The sequence below is a fragment of the Amycolatopsis sp. NPDC048633 genome, from assembly GCF_040650695.1.
Classification (GTDB): domain Bacteria; phylum Actinomycetota; class Actinomycetes; order Mycobacteriales; family Pseudonocardiaceae; genus Amycolatopsis.
Genome location: NZ_JBEZHS010000001.1, coordinates 348755 through 367513, shown reverse-complemented (window position 1 = coordinate 367513; position 18759 = coordinate 348755). Strand labels below are relative to the sequence as shown.

Annotated in this window: 18 protein-coding genes; 14 read left to right on the top strand and 4 right to left on the bottom strand. The window is 70.7% G+C overall.

Annotated features, from left to right (window positions below; all coding sequences use genetic code 11):
* Together AB0C38_RS01880 and AB0C38_RS01875 are read right to left on the bottom strand one after the other, a co-directional pair.
* The gene (locus AB0C38_RS01880) at positions 1-756 is read right to left on the bottom strand and encodes a trypsin-like serine protease (protein WP_360664950.1); all 756 of its coding nucleotides are present in this window, start codon (positions 754-756) and stop codon (positions 1-3) included.
* A 98-nt stretch (positions 757-854) separates the two neighbouring features.
* Positions 855-1229 carry an FKBP-type peptidyl-prolyl cis-trans isomerase gene (locus AB0C38_RS01875; protein WP_360664947.1) on the bottom strand — a complete coding sequence of 125 codons (375 nt, stop codon included), beginning with the start codon at positions 1227-1229 and terminating at the stop codon, positions 855-857.
* A gap of 138 nt (positions 1230-1367) precedes the next feature.
* Here AB0C38_RS01875 and AB0C38_RS01870 point away from each other — a divergent pair, with 138 nt between their 5' ends.
* From AB0C38_RS01870 to AB0C38_RS01855, 4 genes are all read left to right on the top strand, one after another.
* Positions 1368-4586 (top strand): penicillin acylase family protein, encoded by a 3219-nt coding sequence (locus tag AB0C38_RS01870; protein WP_360664944.1) that lies wholly within the window; start codon positions 1368-1370, stop codon positions 4584-4586.
* A gap of 88 nt (positions 4587-4674) precedes the next feature.
* On the top strand, positions 4675-5715 hold the full coding sequence (locus AB0C38_RS01865; protein WP_360664941.1) for a PLP-dependent transferase: 1041 nt from the start codon (positions 4675-4677) through the stop codon (positions 5713-5715).
* 61 nt (positions 5716-5776) lie between these two features.
* Positions 5777-6550, top strand: a complete 774-nt coding sequence (locus AB0C38_RS01860; protein WP_360664938.1) for a hypothetical protein — start codon at positions 5777-5779, stop codon at positions 6548-6550.
* Positions 6547-7134, top strand: a complete 588-nt coding sequence (locus AB0C38_RS01855; RefSeq protein ID WP_360664935.1) for a class F sortase — start codon at positions 6547-6549, stop codon at positions 7132-7134. The genes AB0C38_RS01860 and AB0C38_RS01855 overlap by 4 nt, the downstream gene beginning before the upstream one ends.
* Here AB0C38_RS01855 and AB0C38_RS01850 read toward each other — a convergent pair.
* Both AB0C38_RS01850 and AB0C38_RS01845 read right to left on the bottom strand, forming a co-directional pair.
* Positions 7131-8165, bottom strand: coding sequence for a patatin-like phospholipase family protein (locus AB0C38_RS01850; protein ID WP_360664932.1), 1035 nt, complete (start codon positions 8163-8165; stop codon positions 7131-7133). The two genes, AB0C38_RS01855 and AB0C38_RS01850, sit on opposite strands and share 4 nt — an antisense overlap.
* A gap of 10 nt (positions 8166-8175) precedes the next feature.
* Positions 8176-8922, bottom strand: coding sequence for a FadR/GntR family transcriptional regulator (locus AB0C38_RS01845; RefSeq protein ID WP_360664929.1), 747 nt, complete (start codon positions 8920-8922; stop codon positions 8176-8178).
* Between the two features lie 66 nt (positions 8923-8988).
* Between AB0C38_RS01845 and AB0C38_RS01840 the strand changes: the two genes are divergently transcribed.
* From AB0C38_RS01840 to AB0C38_RS01795, 10 genes are all read left to right on the top strand, one after another.
* Positions 8989-10479: an ABC transporter substrate-binding protein gene (locus AB0C38_RS01840; protein ID WP_360664926.1), complete on the top strand. Its 1491-nt coding sequence runs from the start codon at positions 8989-8991 to the stop codon at positions 10477-10479.
* Positions 10476-11420, top strand: a complete 945-nt coding sequence (locus AB0C38_RS01835; protein WP_360664924.1) for an ABC transporter permease — start codon at positions 10476-10478, stop codon at positions 11418-11420. Before AB0C38_RS01840 ends, AB0C38_RS01835 begins: the two co-directional genes overlap by 4 nt.
* On the top strand, positions 11420-12226 hold the full coding sequence (locus AB0C38_RS01830; protein ID WP_360664921.1) for an ABC transporter permease: 807 nt from the start codon (positions 11420-11422) through the stop codon (positions 12224-12226). Before AB0C38_RS01835 ends, AB0C38_RS01830 begins: the two co-directional genes overlap by 1 nt.
* Positions 12223-12954 (top strand): ABC transporter ATP-binding protein, encoded by a 732-nt coding sequence (locus AB0C38_RS01825; protein ID WP_360664918.1) that lies wholly within the window; start codon positions 12223-12225, stop codon positions 12952-12954. The genes AB0C38_RS01830 and AB0C38_RS01825 overlap by 4 nt, the downstream gene beginning before the upstream one ends.
* On the top strand, positions 12951-13721 hold the full coding sequence (locus AB0C38_RS01820) for an ATP-binding cassette domain-containing protein (RefSeq protein WP_360664915.1): 771 nt from the start codon (positions 12951-12953) through the stop codon (positions 13719-13721). Before AB0C38_RS01825 ends, AB0C38_RS01820 begins: the two co-directional genes overlap by 4 nt.
* Positions 13714-15126, top strand: coding sequence for an aldehyde dehydrogenase family protein (locus AB0C38_RS01815; RefSeq protein ID WP_360664912.1), 1413 nt, complete (start codon positions 13714-13716; stop codon positions 15124-15126). The genes AB0C38_RS01820 and AB0C38_RS01815 overlap by 8 nt, the downstream gene beginning before the upstream one ends.
* Positions 15123-15878: an SDR family oxidoreductase gene (locus tag AB0C38_RS01810; protein ID WP_360664909.1), complete on the top strand. Its 756-nt coding sequence runs from the start codon at positions 15123-15125 to the stop codon at positions 15876-15878. The genes AB0C38_RS01815 and AB0C38_RS01810 overlap by 4 nt, the downstream gene beginning before the upstream one ends.
* 9 nt (positions 15879-15887) lie before the next feature.
* Complete coding sequence (locus AB0C38_RS01805) at positions 15888-17273, top strand: amidase (RefSeq protein WP_360664906.1); 1386 nt, start codon at positions 15888-15890, stop codon at positions 17271-17273.
* Between the two features lie 89 nt (positions 17274-17362).
* Positions 17363-17875: a sigma-70 family RNA polymerase sigma factor gene (locus AB0C38_RS01800; protein WP_360664904.1), complete on the top strand. Its 513-nt coding sequence runs from the start codon at positions 17363-17365 to the stop codon at positions 17873-17875.
* Entirely contained in the window at positions 17868-18755 is an 888-nt protein-coding gene (locus tag AB0C38_RS01795; protein ID WP_360664901.1) for a CU044_5270 family protein, read from the top strand. The genes AB0C38_RS01800 and AB0C38_RS01795 overlap by 8 nt, the downstream gene beginning before the upstream one ends.
* Positions 18756-18759 lie beyond the last annotated feature (4 nt).

Below are 18759 nucleotides of genomic sequence, written 5' to 3'. Positions count from 1 at the left end.
TCAGCCGACGTGCGAAGCGATCCAGTCCGCGCCCACGTCGACGCGCGCGGTCGTCTCGGCCTGGTCGTGGGGGCAGTCCGGGCCGTCGCTCTCGATGGACACCAGGCGGCCGCCGCTCTTGCCCGACGGGACGAAGTACGGGGCGCCCGAGTCGTACGTGCACGCGCTCGTCGTGGACGTCGGGGCGAAGCCCTTCACGCCGACGTACTGCGGGTCGACCGTCGCGACCTTCATCTGGCCCTGCTGCAGCTTCGTGCCCGGGGCCGGGTCGACCGCGGTGAGGCTACCCCAGCCGGCGAGCGTGACCTGCTGGTCGATCGTCGGCGTCCGGTGGTTGATCGACAGCGGCTCGATGCCGAAGACCGGCTTGTCGAGCTCGGCGATCGCGATGTCGTTGCTCGGTGACTGGTACACCGTCACGACGTTGCGGGTGACGCCCGGCTTGTCCACTGTGGTCGTGCCCAGCAGGACCGACGTCGGGTACGGCACCGGGCCGGACACCGGGTTGCGGGCCGCGTCGTGGAAGCAGTGGCCGGCCGTGATGATCCACTTCTTGGCGATCAGCGAACCCGAGCACGCGCTGTTGTACTTCGTGCCGTCGGTGCGCGGGATGTCCGTCATGGTCAGCTTCGCGGCGAACTCGAACGTTCCCTGCGGGACGTCGGATCCGTTGGCCACGGCCGAAGCCGGTGCCGCGGTGACCACCGCCGCCGCGAGCGCGAAGAGCGTGGCGGAAAGCAGAGCGCGAGTGCGCATTCACAACCCCCTGGTTGGGCCGGCGGCCGGCCGGCGATGGGGGCGAGGGTAGCGAAAACGCAAAGGCGGTGGCGGGAATCCCCGCCACCGCCGGAAAGTCAGTTGACGCCGACCAGGTCGACGACGAAGACGAGGGTCTCGCCCGGCTTGATGACGCCGCCCGCGCCGCGGTCGCCGTAGCCCAGGTGCGGCGGGATGACGAGCTTGCGGCGGCCGCCGATCTTCATGCCCGCGACACCCTGGTCCCAGCCCGAGATGACCTGGCCGGCGCCGAGGCCGAAGCGCAGCGGCTCGCCGCGGTTCCAGGACGCGTCGAACTCCTCGCCGGTCGAGTGCGAGACGCCGACGTAGTGCACGGTGACGGCCTTGCCGGGCGTGGCCTCCGCGCCGTCACCGACCGTGATGTCGGTGATCTCGAGGTCGGCCGGAGGGTTGCCCTCGGGGCGGTCGATCTGGGGCTTTTCCAAGGTCATGGCACTCACCGTACCCACGCGCACGAGGCTGCGCCGAACGGACTACGTCCAAGGGCTGAAAAACGCGAAAAGTCTTCACACTTGTCCTACTGGTGGGTAGCGTGCGCTTCGTCACTCTCCTTGACCGAGGGAGCCTTGATGCGACGCGGCATCCGCACCTTGACCTTGACGGCTTTGGCGGGCTTGGTCGCCGGGCTCACCCAGGTCGCTGTCACCGCTCCGGCCGCCCAGGCGGCCGCGGCGCCCAACGACTACTGCGGCGGGCAGTGCAGCGACATCCTGCCGCCCGGCGAAAACGGCAGCGCCACCCTCGCGGACATCCTGGCGCACAAGGTGCTCGGCACCCGGCCGGCGCACGCGGCCGACCAGCTCGGCAAGTACTCCTCGCTGGCCGGCGGCTACCAGACGCTGACCACCGGGGCGATCAACCAGTACTTCAACGACTCGTCGTTCGGCGTCGCCGCCGACCAGGTCGCCAGCACGATCCAGCCGCGCTCCGACGTGACGATCGTGCGCGACAAGTCCCTCGGCGTCCCGCACATCACCGGCACCACGCGCGCCGGCACCGAGTTCGGCGCCGGGTACGCGGCCGGGCAGGACCGGCTGTGGCTGATGGACGTCCTGCGCCACGCCGCCCGCGGCCAGGTGACGTCGTTCGCCGGCGGCGCCGAGGCCAACCGGGAGCTGGAGCAGAGCTTCTTCGCGAACGCGCCCTACACCGAAGCCGAGCTGCAGAAGCAGATCGACAACGTCGCCGCGAGCGGCCCGCGCGGCGCGCAGGGTCTCGCCGACGCGCAGGCCTACGTCGACGGGATCAACAAGTACATCACCGACTCCCACAGCGGCCGCTACTTCCCGGGCGAGTACGTCCTCACCGGGCACGTCGACGCGATCACGAACGCCGGCACCATCGACCCGTTCAAGCTGACCGACCTGGTCGCGCTCGCCTCGCTGGTCGGCGCCGAGTTCGGCGCCGGCGGTGGTGGCGAAGTGCAGAACGCCGTCGCGAAGCTGGCGCTGCAGGAGCAGTACGGCGCCGTGCAGGGCGAGAAGGTGTGGCAGAGCCTGCGGTCCGAGGACGACCCCGAGGCCGTCAAGACGCTGCACGACGGGCAGACGTTCCCGTACGGCAAGACCCCGGCCAACCCCGCCGGGCAGGCCTTGCCGGACAAGGGTTCGGTGACCCCGCAGCAGCTGGTGTTCGACCAGACCGGCTCGGCGTCGACCGCGACGCCGTCCACTGTGGACGTCCCGGCCCCGGCCGCGCAGGAGCCGGCCCGCGGGATGTTCGACAACGGCGTGCTGCCGGGCGACATGCTGACCGACAAGCACGGCATGTCGAACGCGCTCGTCGTGTCCGGCTCGAAGACCGCCAGCGGCCACCCGATCGCCGTCTTCGGCCCGCAGACCGGGTACTTCGCGCCGCAGCTGCTTCTGCTGCAGGAGCTGCAGGGCCCGGGCATCAGCGCTCGCGGCGCGGCCTTCGCCGGGCTGAGCATGTACGTGCTGCTGGGCCGCGGCCAGGACTACTCGTGGAGCGCGACGACGTCGGCGCAGGACATCATCGACACCTACGCGCTGAACCTGTGCGACCCGAGCGGCAAGGCGCCGACGAAGGACTCGAACTACTACACCTACCAGGGCCAGTGCGTGCCGATGGAAACCGTGGAGGTCAAGAACTCCTGGAGCCCGACGGTCGCCGACGGCACCGCGGCCGGCTCGTACACCTTGCGCAGCTACCGCACGAAGTACGGCCCGGTGGCCAGCCGGGCGACGGTCGGCGGCAAACCCGTGGCGTACGCGCAGCTGCGGTCTTCGCTCTTCCACGAGGCCGACTCGCTGATCGGCTTCCAGGAGCTGAACGACCCGGGCTTCGTCAAGTCCGCGGCGGACTTCCAGAAGGCCGCTGCCGACATCAACTTCACGTTCAACTGGTTCTATGCCGACTCGAAGGACATCGCGTACTTCAACTCCGGCGCCAACCCCGCCCGGCAGTCCAATGTGGACCCGAACATGCCGGTGTGGGGTGACCAGGGGCACGACTGGACCGGCTGGAACCCGAACGGGAACGTCGCGAACTACACCCCGGCGTCGCAGCACCCGCAGTCGGTCAACCAGGACTACTACGTCAGCTGGAACAACGCGCAGGCCAACGGCTACGCGGCGGCCGGGGCCGACAAGTCCGCCGTGCACCGCGTCGACCTGCTCGACACGCGCGTCAAGACGATGATCCTCACCGGCACCAAGGTCACCCGGGTCAACCTGACCCAGGCGATGGAGGACGCCGCGCTGGCCGACCTGCGTGCCGAGCGTGTCCTGCCGCTGCTGCTGCAGGTGCTCGACAAGACGCCGACCACCGGTGCGGCCGCCGACGCCGAGGCGAAGCTGAAGGCGTGGATGGCCAACGGCCACAAGCGGACGGAAACCACAGCCGGCAGCAAGGCGTACGCCGATGCCGACGCGATCCGGATCTTCGACGCGTGGTGGCCGCTGCTGGTCCAGGCCGAGTTCAAGCCGGGCATGGGCGACAACGCCTACAACGCGATGACGGGCGTGCTGGGCATCAACGAAAGCCCGTCCGGTTTCCAGAACGGCAACGGCCAGCACACCGGCCAGCCGCACAAGGGCTCGTCGTTCCAGATGGGCTGGTGGGGTTACGTCAGCAAGGACATCCGGCAGGTGCTCGGCCAGCCGGTCGCGGGCCCGCTCGGGCAGACGTTCTGCGGCGGCGGGAACCTCACCACGTGCCGCCAGGCGCTCGTCGACTCGCTGACCACGGCCGCGGGCCAGCCCGCGAACACCGTCTACCCCGGTGACGCGAGCTGCTCCGCGGGTGACCAGTGGTGCGCCGACACCATCGTGCACAACGCGCTGGGCGGCATCACGCAGGACAAGATCAGCTGGCAGAACCGCCCGACGTTCCAGCAGGTCGTCGAGTACACCGCGCACCGCGGCGACAACATCGCGAACCTCGCGCCGGGGAGGACGGTCAGCGCCACCAGCGCCGAAACCGGCTTCTACCCGTCCCCGGCGTCGAACGCGATCGACGGGAACGCCTCGACCCGCTGGGCCAGCGACTGGAGCGACGACCAGGCGATCACCGTCGACCTCGGTTCGGTGCAGCCGGTCTCACGGGTGGCGTTGAGCTGGGAGTCCGCGTACGGCAAGGGTTACAAGATCCAGACTTCGCCGGATGCGGTGAACTGGACGGACGCGGCGGTGGTCACCGACGGGAACGGCGGGCAGGACAACGTGTCCTTCACACCGACGCAGGCCCGGTTCGTGAAGCTGCAGGGCGTCCAGCGCGGCACGAAGTACGGCTACTCGCTGTACGAGTTCGAGGTGTACGCGCACTGAAGCCAGGCCGGCCCGCCCCTGGACGCGGGGGCGGGCCGGCCGTCTTCGTCACAGTGACCGGCGCATGACCTGCGGTTACCGTGATCGCATGGACGACTGGACGCCCCGCACCAAGGCCATCGCCGCCGGCCGGCCGCACGGCCCCGGCGAGCCGCTGAACACTCCGCTCGTCGCCACCAGCACGTATCAAGCCGGTGGCGACTTCGTGTACGCGCGTGGCGACGGGACGCCGACCTGGCACGCGCTCGAGGAGACCATCGGGGCGCTCGAAGGCGGCCACGCGACGGCGTTCGCGTCCGGCGTCGCGACGCTGTCCGCGGTGCTGGACCTGCTGCCGGTCGGGTCGCGGGTCGTCGTGCCGACGTTCAGCTACGCCGTGACGCGCGGGGTGCTCGCCCACGCGCAGAAGCTCGGCAAGCTCGCCGTCACCGAGCTCGAGCCGACCGACACCGAGGCCTGGGTGGCCGAGGCCGCGACGGCCGACCTGGTCTGGCTCGAGTCGCCGACCAACCCGACCCTCGACGTGATGGACATCGAGACGATCGCCGCCGCCGCGCGCGGCCGGGTCGTCGTCGACAACACCTTCGCGACGCCGTTGCTCCAGCGGCCGCTGGAGCTCGGCGCCGACGTCGTCGTGCACAGCGCGACCAAGCTGATCGGCGGGCACAGCGACCTGCTGCTGGGCATCACGGTGGCCAAGGACCCGGCCGTCGCCGACGAGCTGCGCGGCGCGCGGACCCGCGTCGGCTCGACGCCGGGTGCGCTGGAGGCGTGGCTCGCGCTGCGGGGGCTGCGGACCATGCCGGTCCGGCTGGCCGAGCAGTCCCGCACTGCCGCGCTGCTGGCATCCCGCCTCGGCGAGCACCCCGCGGTGACGCGCGTGCGCTACCCCGGCTTCGGGATGATGGTCGCCTTCGAGCTGGCCGGCGCGGAGGCCGCCGACCGGTTCTGCGCGTCGACCCGGCTGATCGTCTCGGCGACGAGCCTCGGCGGCGTCGAAAGCCTGGTCGAACGGCGGGCGTGGCTCGCGGGCGAGGAGCGCGTGCCGCCGGGGTTGGTCCGGTTCAGCGTCGGTCTGGAAGACCCCGACGACCTGTGGCGGGACCTGAACAGCGCGTTAGCGGAGTAACGCGGCCGGGTGAATCGTCGATAGTCGCGGCATCGTAGGTCAACCGCCGTTGGGAGTCATCGTGGGTAGAACGCTGAACCGGGTCGCGGGTGTCGTTTCGGCGGCGGCGCTGGCCACCTTCGTCGCCGCGCCGGTCGCGCTGGCAGACGATGAGACCAGCACTTCACCCACGGAAACGACCACGTCCACCTCGGAGACTTCGACCTCGAGCAGCCCGTCGAGCACCACGGCGGCGGCCCCGACCACGGTGCCGTCGTCCACCTCGGGCATCGCGACTTCCGGCCCGAGCCGGTCCGAGGTCAAGACCACCGACAAGCGGATCGCGCCGAAGGCCGCGCCCGAGGTCAAGGGCGACACCCAGGAACCCCCGAAGGACGACGAGCCCCAGCAGGACAACGTCGGCCAAGGCTTCGTCGGCCTCGGCGGCGAAGGGGTCCTGGTCATCGCCTGCGCGGCCGGAGCGCCCGGCGGCTTGGCCGCCCAGTACCTCAGTGTCACCGGCGGCCCGGACCAGGACGGGGCGAACGGCCTGCTCTGGAACTACACGGTGCGCGTCACCGAACTGCCGGCGGGCACGACCACCGGCAAGTTCAGCTGGACCTGCGGGGGCGTCGAGGGCAACGGCATCGTTGAATTCCAGCAGGAGGAGCCGCCGACCTCGACGAGCACGAGCACGAGTGCCTCGCCGTCGAGCACCGCTCCGGTCACCACGGCGACCTCGGCCACGACCGCCACGACGACCACCACCGCTTCCGGCAACGCCGCACCGAAGGCCCAGGTCAAGGTCGCGCCCAAGGGCGGGGTCGAGACGGGCTTCGGCGGCACGGCCCGGTGACGGTCCGCTGGGCGGGCGCGGCCATTGCCGCGCTCGCCTTGGTCCTGGCCGGCTGCAGTGCCGCGGAGGCGCCGAAGCCCGCCGCGGCGGCCGCTCCCGTCACGTCGTCCATCCCGGTCACCAAGCCGTTCAAGGGACTCCAGCCGACATCGGTGAAGATTCCCAAGATCGGCGCGGAGTCCAGCCTTCTCGCCGTGGCGGTCAAGCTCGACGGCTCGATCTCCGTCCCCTCGGTGCACACGCCGATGCAGGCGGCTTGGTACAAGCTCTCGCCGGTCCCGGGCGACGTCGGCCCGGCGGTCGTGCTCGGGCACGTCGACGGCGACAAGAAGCCCGGCATCTTCTACAAGCTCAAGGATCTCGCGCCCGGCGACGAGGTCGACATCGACCGCAGCGACGGCAAGAAGCTGAAGTTCGTCGTCGACCGCGTCACGCAGGTCCCGAAGGACACGTTCCCGAAGGACGCCGTCTACGGCAACAGCGACAAGCCCGAGCTTCGCCTGATCACCTGCGGTGGCGCGTTCGACCACGCCGAGCACAGCTACCAGGACAACATCGTCGTCTACGCGAACCTCGCGGCTTAGACCCCGCCCGGGTACGGGAATTCCGCCGGTGCGACCGCGGCGGGATCGACCCACTTCCGCATGCCGGCGTCACAGACGGCATAGCCCCAGTTGATCAGCCGGTCCTGCACCGGCTCGGACGTCCTGGCCAGCCGCGTCTTCGTCTCGGCCAACTCGCGGGTCCGCTCGATCGGCGCGGGCAGTGCGTCCGGCAGCTCGAAGTGCGTGATGTCGCTGTAGGTCGCCCAGTACGTGCCGGCGAACTGCTTGTCCTGGTAGGACTTCAGCAGTGAGCCGGTGCGCAGCTCGCGGACCTGGTTGTCCATCACGGTCAGCACGCGGAACAGCTGCATCGGCCAGTTGTGCTTCGGCCGCTCCTCGTGCTTCATCTTCTTGCCGGCGTCGCTGACCAGGACGGTCGCGCGCTGGTTCTCGATCGGGTCGAGGCCGAGGTTGTCGTACACGCCGGCGTCGCTCAGCACGATCTTGCGGTCCGGCTGGTGCGGATCGGGGATCACGACCGGGGAAAGCAGCGGCGGGAAGGCCGAAGACGCGGCCACCGCCGTCGCCAGCGGCACCTGCCCGTGCGGGCCCGGTTGCCGGAAGAACCACCACAGCGAGCCGTCTTGCAGGCTGGTCGCGGTGAACACGAAGTTCGGCCCGGCCGGGTCGAGGTCCGCCAGGCGGCAATCGCCGAAGAGGTGTTTCGCGTAGCGGCGCGCCAGCTCCTCGCCGGCACTGCGCCACGGCATCACCATGGCCTTCAGCGTCACCGGGACGTCGAGGGTGGTGCGCGCGAGTTTCCGCAGCGGCTGCACGACTTCCTTGCCGAAGTTCTCCGCGACGCCGTCGTCGCCGAACCACAGCTTGTGCCACGCGTGCGCCAGGACGCCGGCGGCGATCGAACCGCCGGAGACGCTCGAGACGGTGGTCAGCTTCGGCAGCCAGCCGAGTTCGTTGAGCCGCCAGAGCGCGCCGGCGTGGAAGAGCATCGCGCGGTAGCCGCCCCCGGACAGCGCGAGCCCGACGCCGTCTCGTTTCGCCGTGTCCATCCCACGCAGTCTAGGACCGCAGCAACGGCATGAGCAGTGGCCGTTGCCCGGCGGGCACGTATTCGGCGTAGTTGTCGTACAACGCCTGTTTGGCCAGGTGGGCCGCGCCGGCGCCGTCGGCCGAGCGGATCGCGTCGAGCACCTCGGCGTGGTGGGAGAGCCACGCGCGCATCAGCGACGTCCGGTTGCTGGCGTGCTCCAGCTTGTCCTCGATCAGCTCCAGCACGACCCCGCGCACGACTTCTTCGCTGACCACCAGCAGGGGGTTTCGCGAGATGCGCGCGATGACTTCGTGGAAGGCGACGTCGGCGCGGCTGAACTCCGCGTAGCCGTGCGAGACGCCTTCGCGCATCGCCTCCAACGCCGTGTCGAGGCCGGTCAAGTCGTCGTCGGTGCGCAGTTCGGCGGCGAGCAGGTGGGCCGAGCCGTCGAGGATCATCCGGAACTGCAGCAGCTCGGCGAGCCCGACGTGGTCGGCGCGCGCGAGCCGGTGCATGGACCGGTGCAGCGCCACGGGAGAAGCGGCCAGCACCTCGGGTCCGCGCGGGTCGCCGGGGCGCGAACGAATCATTTCGGCCGCCTGCAACACCCGCAGGGCTTCCCGGATCGTCGAACGGCCGACGCCGAACTGCGTCATCAGCTCGCGCTCGCTCGGCAGCCGCTCGCCCGGCTTGAGCTCACCGCTGATCACGGCCTGCTCGATCTGCTCCACGACCCGCTCGTACGCGCGGACCGGAGCCACCGGTTCGAACCGCATCCCTTGACCTCGACGTCCGTCGCGTGCAGGCTACTGGTCAGACCAGTGTACCGACCTGGAGGCCAGATGAAAGCCCGGATTCCCCTGCTGGCAGCGGCGCTGCTGCTCGTGGTGTCCGGCTGCTCGGCCGGCTCGTCGGCCAGCGTTTCCGCTGGTCCGGACACGCTTTCCGTCGGGTTCACGGCGGAGCCGGCGAACTTCGACTTCACCAAGACCGACGGTGCCGCGATCCCGCAGGCGCTGCTCTACAACGTCTACGAAGGCCTGGTGAAGCTCGACTCGCAGGGCCGCGTCGTGCCGCTGCTCGCGAAGTCGTGGACGATCAGCCCGGACCGGAAGACGTACGACTTCCAGCTCCAGCCGGGCGTGAAGTTCAGCAACGGCGCGCCGTTCACCGCCGAGGACGTCAAGTTCTCGCTGCTGCGCGTGAAGACGGCCTGGACGATCTCGATCAAGTCCACGATGGACGTCGTCGACCACGTCGACGTCGTCGCGCCGGACCACGCGCGGGTCGTGCTGTCGAAGCCGTCGAACGGCTGGTTGTTCAGCCTGACCAGCCGGCTCGGCGCGATGTTCAGCCCGACCGGCGTCGCCGACCTGGCGAACAAGCCGATCGGCACCGGGCCGTACGTCGTGGCCGCCCGCAAGCGCGGCGACTCCGTGGTGCTGAAGGCGAATCCCGGGTACTGGGGCCGGGAGCCGGCGTACAAGACGGTGGTCCTCAAGTACATCAAGGACCCGACGGCGCTCAACAACGCGCTGTACAGCAACGGAATCGACGTCATCTCCGCGATCACTGCTCCCGACTCGATCCCGCAGTTCCAGGCCGACGACCGGTTCCAGGTCGTCCAGGGCACGTCGAACAGCGAGGTCACGCTCGCCATGAACAACGCGCGGGCGCCGCTGAACGACGTCCGGGTGCGTCAGGCGCTGACCTACGCGATCGACCGGAAGGCGTTGCTGGACACGGCGTGGGCGGGGCGCGGCACGTTGATCGGCAGCATGGTCCCGCCGACCGACCCCTGGTACGAGGACTTGGCGAACGTCTACCCGTTCGATCCCGCGAAGGCGAAGGCGTTGCTGACCGAGGCCGGGGCGACGAACCTGAACCTGCGGCTGCGGATCCCGAACCTGCCGTACGCGGTGTCGGCCGCGCAGGTCGTGCAGTCGCAGCTGGCCGACGTCGGCGTGCGGACGACGATCGAACCGCTCGACTTCCCGGCGGTGTGGTTGAAGCAGGTGTTCACCGACCGCGACTACGACCTGTCGATCATCCAGCACGTCGAGGCGCGCGACATCACGACGTTCGGGAAGCCGAAGTACTACTGGGGTTACGACAGCAAGCGTGTCCAGCAGCTGCTCGCCGAAGCCGACAGCGGGACGCCGGAGCAGCAGGTCGCGGACATGAAGCTGGTGGCGCGGCAGCTGAACACCGACGCGGCCGCGGACTGGCTGTTCCTGTTCCCCAACGTGATCGTGGCGAAGGCGAAGGTCGGCGGGTTCGTGCAGAATCAGGTCAGCGAGTCGTTCGACCTCACCGGATTGGCCCCGCGATGACGGCCAAGGTGCTGCGCCGGGTGGCGATCTTCGTGGCCAGCGTGCTGGTCGCGTCGATCGTGGTGTTCCTGTTCATGGCCGTACTGCCGGGCGATCCGGCGCAGGTCGCGCTCGGCGTCAACGCGACGCCGGAGCTGCTGGCCAAGACGCGCGCGGAGTTCGGCATCGACCGGCCGCTGGTGACGCAGTACTTCGACTGGATCGGCGGCGTGCTGCACGGCGACTTCGGCCGCTCGTACGTCACCCGCGACACGATCGGCCCGCAGCTGCTCGACCGGCTCGGCGTCACGCTCTGGCTGGTCGGCGCCGGAATGCTGGTGGCGCTGGTGATCGCGATCCCCGCGGGTACGTTCGCCGCGGTGAAGCACCGGAAGGCGTCCGGTGCGGGGGTTTCCGGGCTGTCGCAGATCGGCGTCGCGATCCCCGCGTTCCTGGCTGGGATCATCCTGGTGCAGATCTTCGCGGTGCAACTGCGCTGGCTTCCGTCGGGTGGCTGGACGCCGCCGGACCAGGACTTCGGTGAGTTCTTCCGCGGTCTGGTCCTCCCGGCGTTGTCGCTCGGCCTGGTGCAGGGCGCAGTGCTCACGCGCTATGTGCGCTCGGCCGTGCTGGACACGCTGGGCCAGGACTACCTGCGTACCGCGCGGTCTAAGGGGCTCCGGCCCGGCCAGGCGCTGGTGCGCCACGGCCTGCGCAACGCGTCGGTACCCGTGGTCACCGTGCTGGGGTTGCAGCTCGCGACGCTGCTGATCGGCGCGGTCGTCGTCGAGCGCGTGTTCGTGCTGCCGGGCCTGGGTTCGATGTTGCTGGACGCCGTCGCGTCCCGCGATCTGCTGACCGTCCAGGGAATCGTGCTTGTGCTGGTGGTCGGCGTGCTGCTGGTCAACTTCGTCGTCGATGTCCTCTACACCGTGCTCGACCCGCGATTGCGAGGTTCGTGATGCGCAATCTCGTCATCGGCGGGGTGCTCGTCGGCCTGGTCGTGCTGGCCGCGCTGCTGTCGTTCGTGTGGACGCCGTTCGACCCGGTGAAGGTCGACGCGGCGCACCGGCTCCTGGGCTTCGGGGGAGAGAACCTCTTCGGCACCGACAAGTTCGGGCGTGACCTGCTGAGCCAGCTCATGGTCGGCGCGCGGACCACGTTGTACGTCGGCGTGGTCGCCGTCGGCATCGCCGCGGTCATCGGCACACCGCTGGGGATCCTGGCCGGGATGTCACCGCGGTGGCTCGGCGAGTTCGTCATGCGCGTCAACGACGTCGTGCTCGCGTTCCCCGCGCTGCTGCTGGCGATCATGTTCGGCGCGGTGTTCGGGGCGGACACGCTGACCGCGATGGTCGCGATCGGCATCGCCACGATCCCGTCGTTCGCGCGGATCGCCCGGTCCGGGACGCTGCAGGTGATGAGCACCGAGTTCGTGCTCGCCGCGCGTGCCGGCGGCCGGTCGCGGCTGACCATCGCCGTGCGGCACGTGCTGCCGAACATCTCGGGACTGCTGATCGTGCAGGCGTCGGTGTCGTTCGCGATCGCCGTGCTGGCCGAAGCGGCGTTGTCGTTCCTCGGCTTCGGCACGCGGCCGCCGACCCCGTCGTGGGGCCGGATGCTGCAGGAGTCCCAGGAACTGCTCACCGTGCAGCCGCGGCTGGCGCTGGTGCCGGGCGTCGCGATCGCCATCGCCGTCCTCGGGTTCAACCTCCTCGGCGACGGCCTGCGCGACCGCCTGGATCCCCGATTGGCGGCGAAGGTATGACGCTCTCGGTCACGGGACTCACCGTCTCTTCGCTCGTCCGCGACGTCTCGTTCGAGATCGCCGCCGGCGAGCGCGTCGGGCTGATCGGGGAGTCCGGGTCCGGGAAGTCGCTGACGGCGTTGTCGATCATGGGCCTGCTGCCCGAGGAGCTGCGCGCGTCCGGTTCGGTTCGCCTGAACGGCCGTGAGCTGCTGGAAGCGTCCGAAAAGGACCTGTCCCGGTTGCGCGGCGACGAGCTGGCCATGGTGTTCCAGGAGCCGATGACGGCGTTGAACCCGGCCATGCGCGTTGGCCGCCAGGTCACCGAACCCGGGCGCATCCACGGTCGCCGTCAACCCGCTGAGGAACTCCTCGACGCGGTCGGGCTCCCGGGGACGGCGCGCGCGTACCCGCACCAGCTGTCCGGCGGGCAGCGGCAACGGGTGGTGCTCGCGATGGCGCTGGCCAACGAGCCGTCGCTGTTGATCTGCGACGAGCCGACGACCGCCCTCGATGTCACCGTGCAGGCCCAGATCCTCTCGCTGATCAAGACTTCGTTGCCGGCCGAGAGTGCGTTGCTGTTCATCACCCACGACCTCGCGGTGGTCGCGTCGGTGTGCGAGCGCGTGCTGGTCATGTTGGCCGGCGAGATCGTCGAAGCGGGCTCGACGCGCGAAGTGCTGACGCAGCCGAAGCACGAGTACACGCGCAAGCTCCTCGACGCTTCGGACTTGGAGACCCGGCGATGATCATCGAAGTCCGCGACCTCGAGCGCCGGTACGCCCGGCGGGACGTCCACGCCCTGCGCGGCGTCAGCTTCGACGTCGAAGCGGGACAGCGGTTCGGCATCGTCGGCGAATCCGGCTCGGGCAAGTCCACCCTGGTCCGGCTCCTGGCCGCACTCGACAAGCCCACTGCGGGCACGGTCTCGTTCCAAGGCCGGCGGATCGACGATCTCCCCGAGCGCAAACTCGGCTTCCTGCGGTCCGAGCTGCAGATCGTCTTCCAGGACCCGATGGGGTCGCTCGACCCGCGGATGCGCGTCGCCGACATCATCTCCGAACCGCTCGGCCGCCGGAACCCGAAACTCGTCGACGAGCTGCTGGCGGCGGTCGGGCTCCCCGCGGACGCGGCGGGGCGGTACCCGCACCAGTTCTCCGGCGGCCAGCGACAGCGCATCTCGATCGCCCGCGCGCTGGCGCCGAACCCGAGCGTGCTGATCGCCGACGAGCCGGTCAGCGCGCTCGACGTCTCCGTGCGCGGCCAGATCCTCGACCTGCTCGCGTCACTCGTGGAGCAGTTCGCGCTGACGCTGATCTTCGTGTCGCACGACCTCGGCGTCGTCCGGCACGTCTGCGACCGCGTCGCGGTGATGCGCGCCGGCGAGATCGTCGAGCTCGGCGACGTCGACCAGGTCTACGACGCGCCTGAGCACGAATACACCCGGGAACTCCTGGCCGCCGCGCCGAACCTGCGTGCGGAGCTGGCCCGGTTGAGCGGAGGTGAAGATGCCTGACTACCCGGACGGCCTGCCGGTCGGCGCGGACTGGGTGTCCACTGTGGACGCCGAAGAAATCGTTTTCCCGTACGACGGGAGTGTCGTCGGCACTGCGCCCCTCGGGACGCCGGAGCTGGCTCGTCGAGCTGTCGACGAGGCTGTCGCCGTCGCGCGCGAAGTCGCGGCGCTGCCTTCGCGGACCCGCCGCAAGCTGCTCAACGACGTCGCTGCTGCGCTTTCTGCGCGGCGAACCGAGTTCGAAGACCTGCTCGTCCTGGAGACCGGCAAGCCGCTGGTCGACTGTCGCGTCGAGGTCGCACGCACGATCGTCACGTGGGAAGCCGCCGCCGAAGAGGTGTCGCGGCTGCACGGCGAGACCGTGCCGCTGGACCTGCTGCCGTCGGGGGACGGGCTGGTCGGGTTCTGGAAGCGCAAGCCGATCGGCGTCGTCGTCGGCATCGCGGGCTTCAACTACCCGCTGCTGCTCGCTTCGCACAAGATCGCGCCCGCCATCGCCGCGGGCTGCCCGGTGATCATCAAGCCGGCGCCGCAGACACCCCTCGCGACGCTGTGGCTCGTCCACCTCGTGCGTTCGGTGGCGCCGCTCGCCGCCATGGTCCAGCTGGTCACCGGCGACGCGTCCGTGGGCGCGGCACTGACGACCGACCGCCGGATCGGCGCGGTCTCGTTCACCGGCTCGGCCGCGGTCGGGCACCGTATCGCGCGCGACGCGGCCCCGACGAAAACACTGCTGGAGCTGGGCTCGAACGCCGCCTTGGTCGTCGCTGACGACGCCGACCTCGAGGCTGCGGTGGACGCCGTGGTGCGCGGCGGCTTCTACGCGTCCGGCCAAGCGTGCATCTCGGTGCAGCGCGTGCTGGTCGTTTCGGCGGTCGCGGAAGAGTTCACCGAGCGGCTGCTGGCGCGGCTCGACGAGGTCGTCGTCGGTGATCCGCGAGACGAGAAGACGCGGGTGTCCGCGCTGATCGATCCCGCTTCCACCGACCGCGTCGCCGCGTGGATCGAAAAGTCCGGTGCCCGCCAGGTCGGCGGTGGTGTCGACGGCACGGTGCTGCGCCCGACGGTCCTCCTCGACGTCCCGGACGGCGTCGAGGCCTGGGACGAAGAGATCTTCGGCCCGGTCGTCTGCGTGCGGACGGTGTCCGATGTGGACGACGCGTTCGCCGCGGTGAACGCGTCCCGCTACGGCCTCCACGCCAGCGTCTACAGCAAGTCCCTGAACACGGCGTTCCGCGCGCTCGACGAGCTGGAGGTCGGCGGCGTCGTCGTCAACGAGGTGCCCGGGTTCCGCTCGGACACCATGCCGTACGGCGGGGTGAAGGACTCCGGCATCGGCCGCGAAGGGCCACGCTTCGCCGTCGAAGAGCTGACCGTGACGAGGATGGCGGTGATTCGCCCGTGAACTACGAGAACCTGTTCCGCCTGGACGGACGGCGGGCCGTCGTGCTGGGCGCGGGCGGGATCGGCCGCGAAGCCGCGCGAGCGCTGGCCGCCCACGGCGCTTCGGTGGTGTGCGCGGACCGCGACCTCGAAGCCGCGCGCGAGGCCGGCGTCGGCGAGGCGTACGAGATCGACCTCCTGGAACCGGGCGCCGTCGACCGCGCGGCGACGGACCTCGGCCCGCAGGACGTCGTCGTGCTGACGGCCGCGACCAACGTCCGCAAACGTTTGCTGGACTACACGCGGGAGGAGTTCGACCGCGTCCTCGCGCTGAACCTCGGCGTGACGTTCGAGGTCGTCCGCGCGTTCGGCGCCGACATGGTCGCGCGGGGGCGGGGGAGCATCATCGGCTTCTCGTCGATCCGCGGCACGACCGTCGAGCCCGGTCAGGGCCCGTACGCGGCGACGAAAGCGGGGCTCGTCCAGCTGTTCCGGACGGCCGCCGCGGAGTTCGGCCCGGCCGGGGTGCGGGTCAACGCGATCGCCCCCGGCGTCGTCGAGACCCCGCTGACCGCGCAGATCAAGGCGAACCCGGAGTGGTACGCCGCGTACGCGACGAAGAGCGCCTTGGGGCGCTGGGCGCGTCCGGACGAGCTCGCCGGCGCCGTTGTGTACCTCGCTTCGGACGCTTCGTCGTTCGTAACCGGCTCTGTGCTGGCGGTGGACGGCGGCTGGACCGCCGTCGACGGCCGCTTCGAACCGCCCGCCTCGTGAGGAGCGCTCATGCCTGAGTTGCTTGACCTGACCGCCGTCGAGCTCGTCGCGCAGTACCGCGCGAAGACGCTCTCGCCGGTCGAGGTGACCGAAGCCGTCCTCGCGCGCATCCAGGCGCGAGAGCCTGAGTTGCACGCGTTGTACGCGTACGACCCTTCAAGCGCGCGTGACGACGCGAAGGCTGCTGAAGCACGTTGGCACGCGGGCGAACCGCTGGGCCCGATCGACGGCGTCCCGCTGACGCTCAAGGAGAACATCGCCACCCGCGGCACTCCGGTTCCGCTGGGTACGGCGGCGACCGCTCTCGTCCCCGCGGCCGAAGACGCTCCGGCGGCCGCACGGATTCGCGAGTCCGGCGGCGTCCTGCTGGCCAAGACGACCATGCCGGACTACGGGATGCTGACGTCCGGCCTCTCGAGCTTCCACGAGACGGCGCGGAACCCGTGGGTGACGTCCGCGAGCCCGGGTGGGTCGAGCGCGGGTGCGGGTGCGGCGGCCGCGGCGGGCTACGGCCCGCTGCACGTCGGCACGGACATCGGCGGCTCGATCCGGCTGCCCGCGGGCTGGTGCGGCCTGGTCGGGCTGAAGCCGAGCTTCGGCCGCGTGCCGGTCGACCCGCCGTTCCTCGGGCGCGTCGCCGGCCCGATGACCCGCACGGTCGCCGACACGGCGTTGCTGATGAGCGTCCTGTCCACCCCCGACGCGCGCGACCACCTGAGCCTGCCGCCGGCCGACCTGCCCTGGTCGTCCCTCGACGGCTCCCTCGACGGGCTGCGCGTCGGCCTGCACCTCGACCCCGGCGTGGGTCTTCCGGTGGACCCGGCGACGCGGGACGCGGTCACGGCGGCGGCCCGGGCCTTCGAGGCCGCGGGCGCGATCGTCGAGCCGGTCGGGCCGTTCCTCACCCGCGGGATGCTCAGCGGCCTGGACGTGTTCTGGCGCACGCGCGCCTGGTCGGACATGGCGGCGCTGCCGCCCGGCCGCCGCGCCAAGGTGCTGCCGTACATCGCGGACTGGGCCGCGGGCGGCGCGGAAGTGTCCGGCGTGGACGTCTACCAGGGGTTCGCCCAGATCGACGTGATCAGCGTGGCGGCCCTGCGCGCGACTTCGGCGTTCGACGTCGTGCTGTCCCCGACGTGCCCAGTCGCGGCGCCGCCGGCGGAGTGGGCGTCCCCGACGAACGACCCGGCCCGCCCGTTCGAGCACATCGCGTTCACGGTGCCGTACAACATGTCGGGCCAGCCGTCGGTCTCCGTGAACTGCGGCTACACCGACGACGGCCGCCCGATCGGCCTCCAGCTCACGGGCCGCCGCTTCGACGACGTCGGCGTCCTGCGCGCGGCCGCGGCGTACGAGCGTGTTCGCCCGCCGCAGCGTCCCTGGCCGGTGGGCTAGGAGAAAGTGGGAAGGAGTTCCGGGCCCGCGGCGAAGTGGTGGTGAAGCTGTCGCCGACGGGAAAGGAACTCCATGACAGAGGCAGCCCCATGACGGCGGCCCCGGTGCTCGGCACCGAGCAGTTCACCGAGGTGCACGACCGGCACTTCGCGGCCCTCTACCGGTACGTCGCCGGGCGGCTCGGCGCGCAGGCCGCGGAGGACGTGGCCGCCGAGACGTTCCTGGTGGCCTTCGACCGCCGGAAGACGTTCGACCCCACGCGCGGCGACCTGCGGGCCTGGCTGTTCGGCATCGCGACGAACCTCGTGTCGAGGCACCGTCGCAAGGAAGCGCGGCACTACCGCGCGCTTTCACGCCTCGACGTGCCCGCGGCCGCCGAAGGGCACGAAAACCGCGTCGTCACGGCCGGGCAGCTGGGCAAAGCGTTGTCGCGGCTGACCGCCGGGGAACGCGACGTCCTGCTGCTGGTGGCCCTCGCCGACCTCGGCTACGCGGAGGTCGCCGAGGCGCTCGGCATCTCCCCGGGCACGGTCGGCTCCCGGCTCAGCCGCGCCCGCAAGAAGCTCACCCCCGTTCTCGCCCAGGAGGCTTTCGATGGATGACCTGCAGACGCTGCGGGCCGCACTGCGCACCGACGAACCCGCTCAGGACGTCGTCAACCGCAGCCGGCACCGGCTGCAGAACCACATGCTCACCGGCCGTCGCAAGCGCACCGGCCGCCTGGCGGTCGGGGCCGGCCTCGTCGCCGTCGCGGCCGCGGCCGCCGTCGTGGTGGCGACCCTGCCCGGCACGCCCGCCCCGGCCCCGCCGCCGGCCCCGCAGGCCGCGGCCCCCGTCGCCGTCACCGGCCAGGAGGTCCTGCTCGCCGCGGCGACGGTGGCCGCGCGGACACCGGCGAGCACCGGCACCTACTGGCACATCAAGATCGCCGAGTCGGAGACCTACGAGTACTGGACCAAGGCCGACGGACAGAAGTGGTTCCGTGGCGCGAAGACCGGTAACCGGGTCGTGTCGCTGATGTCGCCGACGCCCTTCAGGCTGGGTGGTGCCGAGGTGACCATGGACCAGATCCTGGCCCTCCCCGCCGAACCGGCGGCCCTGCGGGACTGGATCGCGGACGCCGTGGCGCACAGCGACATCCGGACGAGCGCGGGCCCGCTGACCGCCGACCAGCGGAAGCAGGCGGTGCTCGAAGGCCTGGTCTCGCTCGTGTCCACCCTGCCGGCGCCCCCGGCGGTCCGGGCGGCGTCGTTCCGGGCGATCGCCGCCTACCCGGGTGTGCGCGCGGTCGGCGCGGTACCGGGTGGGCAGGGCTTGCAGGTGCCGGGACCGGGAGGCAGTGCACTGCTCGTCGTCGACCCGGCGACCGGCCGCGTGAACCACACATCGATGTACGTGACCGCGGACGGTGCGGTGGCCCAGGCAGCCGAGGGCACCACCGTCGAGATCCATGCCGAGTGGACGGACAACCTGCCCGGGTGAAAGA

Bases quoted from the DNA above. Each gene is read 5' to 3' on its own strand.
- AB0C38_RS01820 (WP_360664915.1), top strand. From the start codon at position 12,951: ATGATCATCGAAGTCCGCGACCTCGAGCGCCGGTACGCCCGGCGGGAC.
- AB0C38_RS01880 (WP_360664950.1), bottom strand. From the start codon at position 756: ATGCGCACTCGCGCTCTGCTTTCCGCCACGCTCTTCGCGCTCGCGGCG.
- AB0C38_RS01875 (WP_360664947.1), bottom strand. From the start codon at position 1,229: ATGACCTTGGAAAAGCCCCAGATCGACCGCCCCGAGGGCAACCCTCCG.
- AB0C38_RS01795 (WP_360664901.1), top strand. From the start codon at position 17,868: ATGGATGACCTGCAGACGCTGCGGGCCGCACTGCGCACCGACGAACCC.
- AB0C38_RS01825 (WP_360664918.1), top strand. From the start codon at position 12,223: ATGACGCTCTCGGTCACGGGACTCACCGTCTCTTCGCTCGTCCGCGAC.
- AB0C38_RS01835 (WP_360664924.1), top strand. From the start codon at position 10,476: ATGACGGCCAAGGTGCTGCGCCGGGTGGCGATCTTCGTGGCCAGCGTG.
- AB0C38_RS01840 (WP_360664926.1), top strand. From the start codon at position 8,989: ATGAAAGCCCGGATTCCCCTGCTGGCAGCGGCGCTGCTGCTCGTGGTG.
- AB0C38_RS01805 (WP_360664906.1), top strand. From the start codon at position 15,888: ATGCCTGAGTTGCTTGACCTGACCGCCGTCGAGCTCGTCGCGCAGTAC.
- AB0C38_RS01800 (WP_360664904.1), top strand. From the start codon at position 17,363: ATGACGGCGGCCCCGGTGCTCGGCACCGAGCAGTTCACCGAGGTGCAC.
- AB0C38_RS01870 (WP_360664944.1), top strand. From the start codon at position 1,368: ATGCGACGCGGCATCCGCACCTTGACCTTGACGGCTTTGGCGGGCTTG.
- AB0C38_RS01850 (WP_360664932.1), bottom strand. From the start codon at position 8,165: ATGGACACGGCGAAACGAGACGGCGTCGGGCTCGCGCTGTCCGGGGGC.
- AB0C38_RS01815 (WP_360664912.1), top strand. From the start codon at position 13,714: ATGCCTGACTACCCGGACGGCCTGCCGGTCGGCGCGGACTGGGTGTCC.
- AB0C38_RS01865 (WP_360664941.1), top strand. From the start codon at position 4,675: ATGGACGACTGGACGCCCCGCACCAAGGCCATCGCCGCCGGCCGGCCG.
- AB0C38_RS01830 (WP_360664921.1), top strand. From the start codon at position 11,420: ATGCGCAATCTCGTCATCGGCGGGGTGCTCGTCGGCCTGGTCGTGCTG.
- AB0C38_RS01845 (WP_360664929.1), bottom strand. From the start codon at position 8,922: ATGCGGTTCGAACCGGTGGCTCCGGTCCGCGCGTACGAGCGGGTCGTG.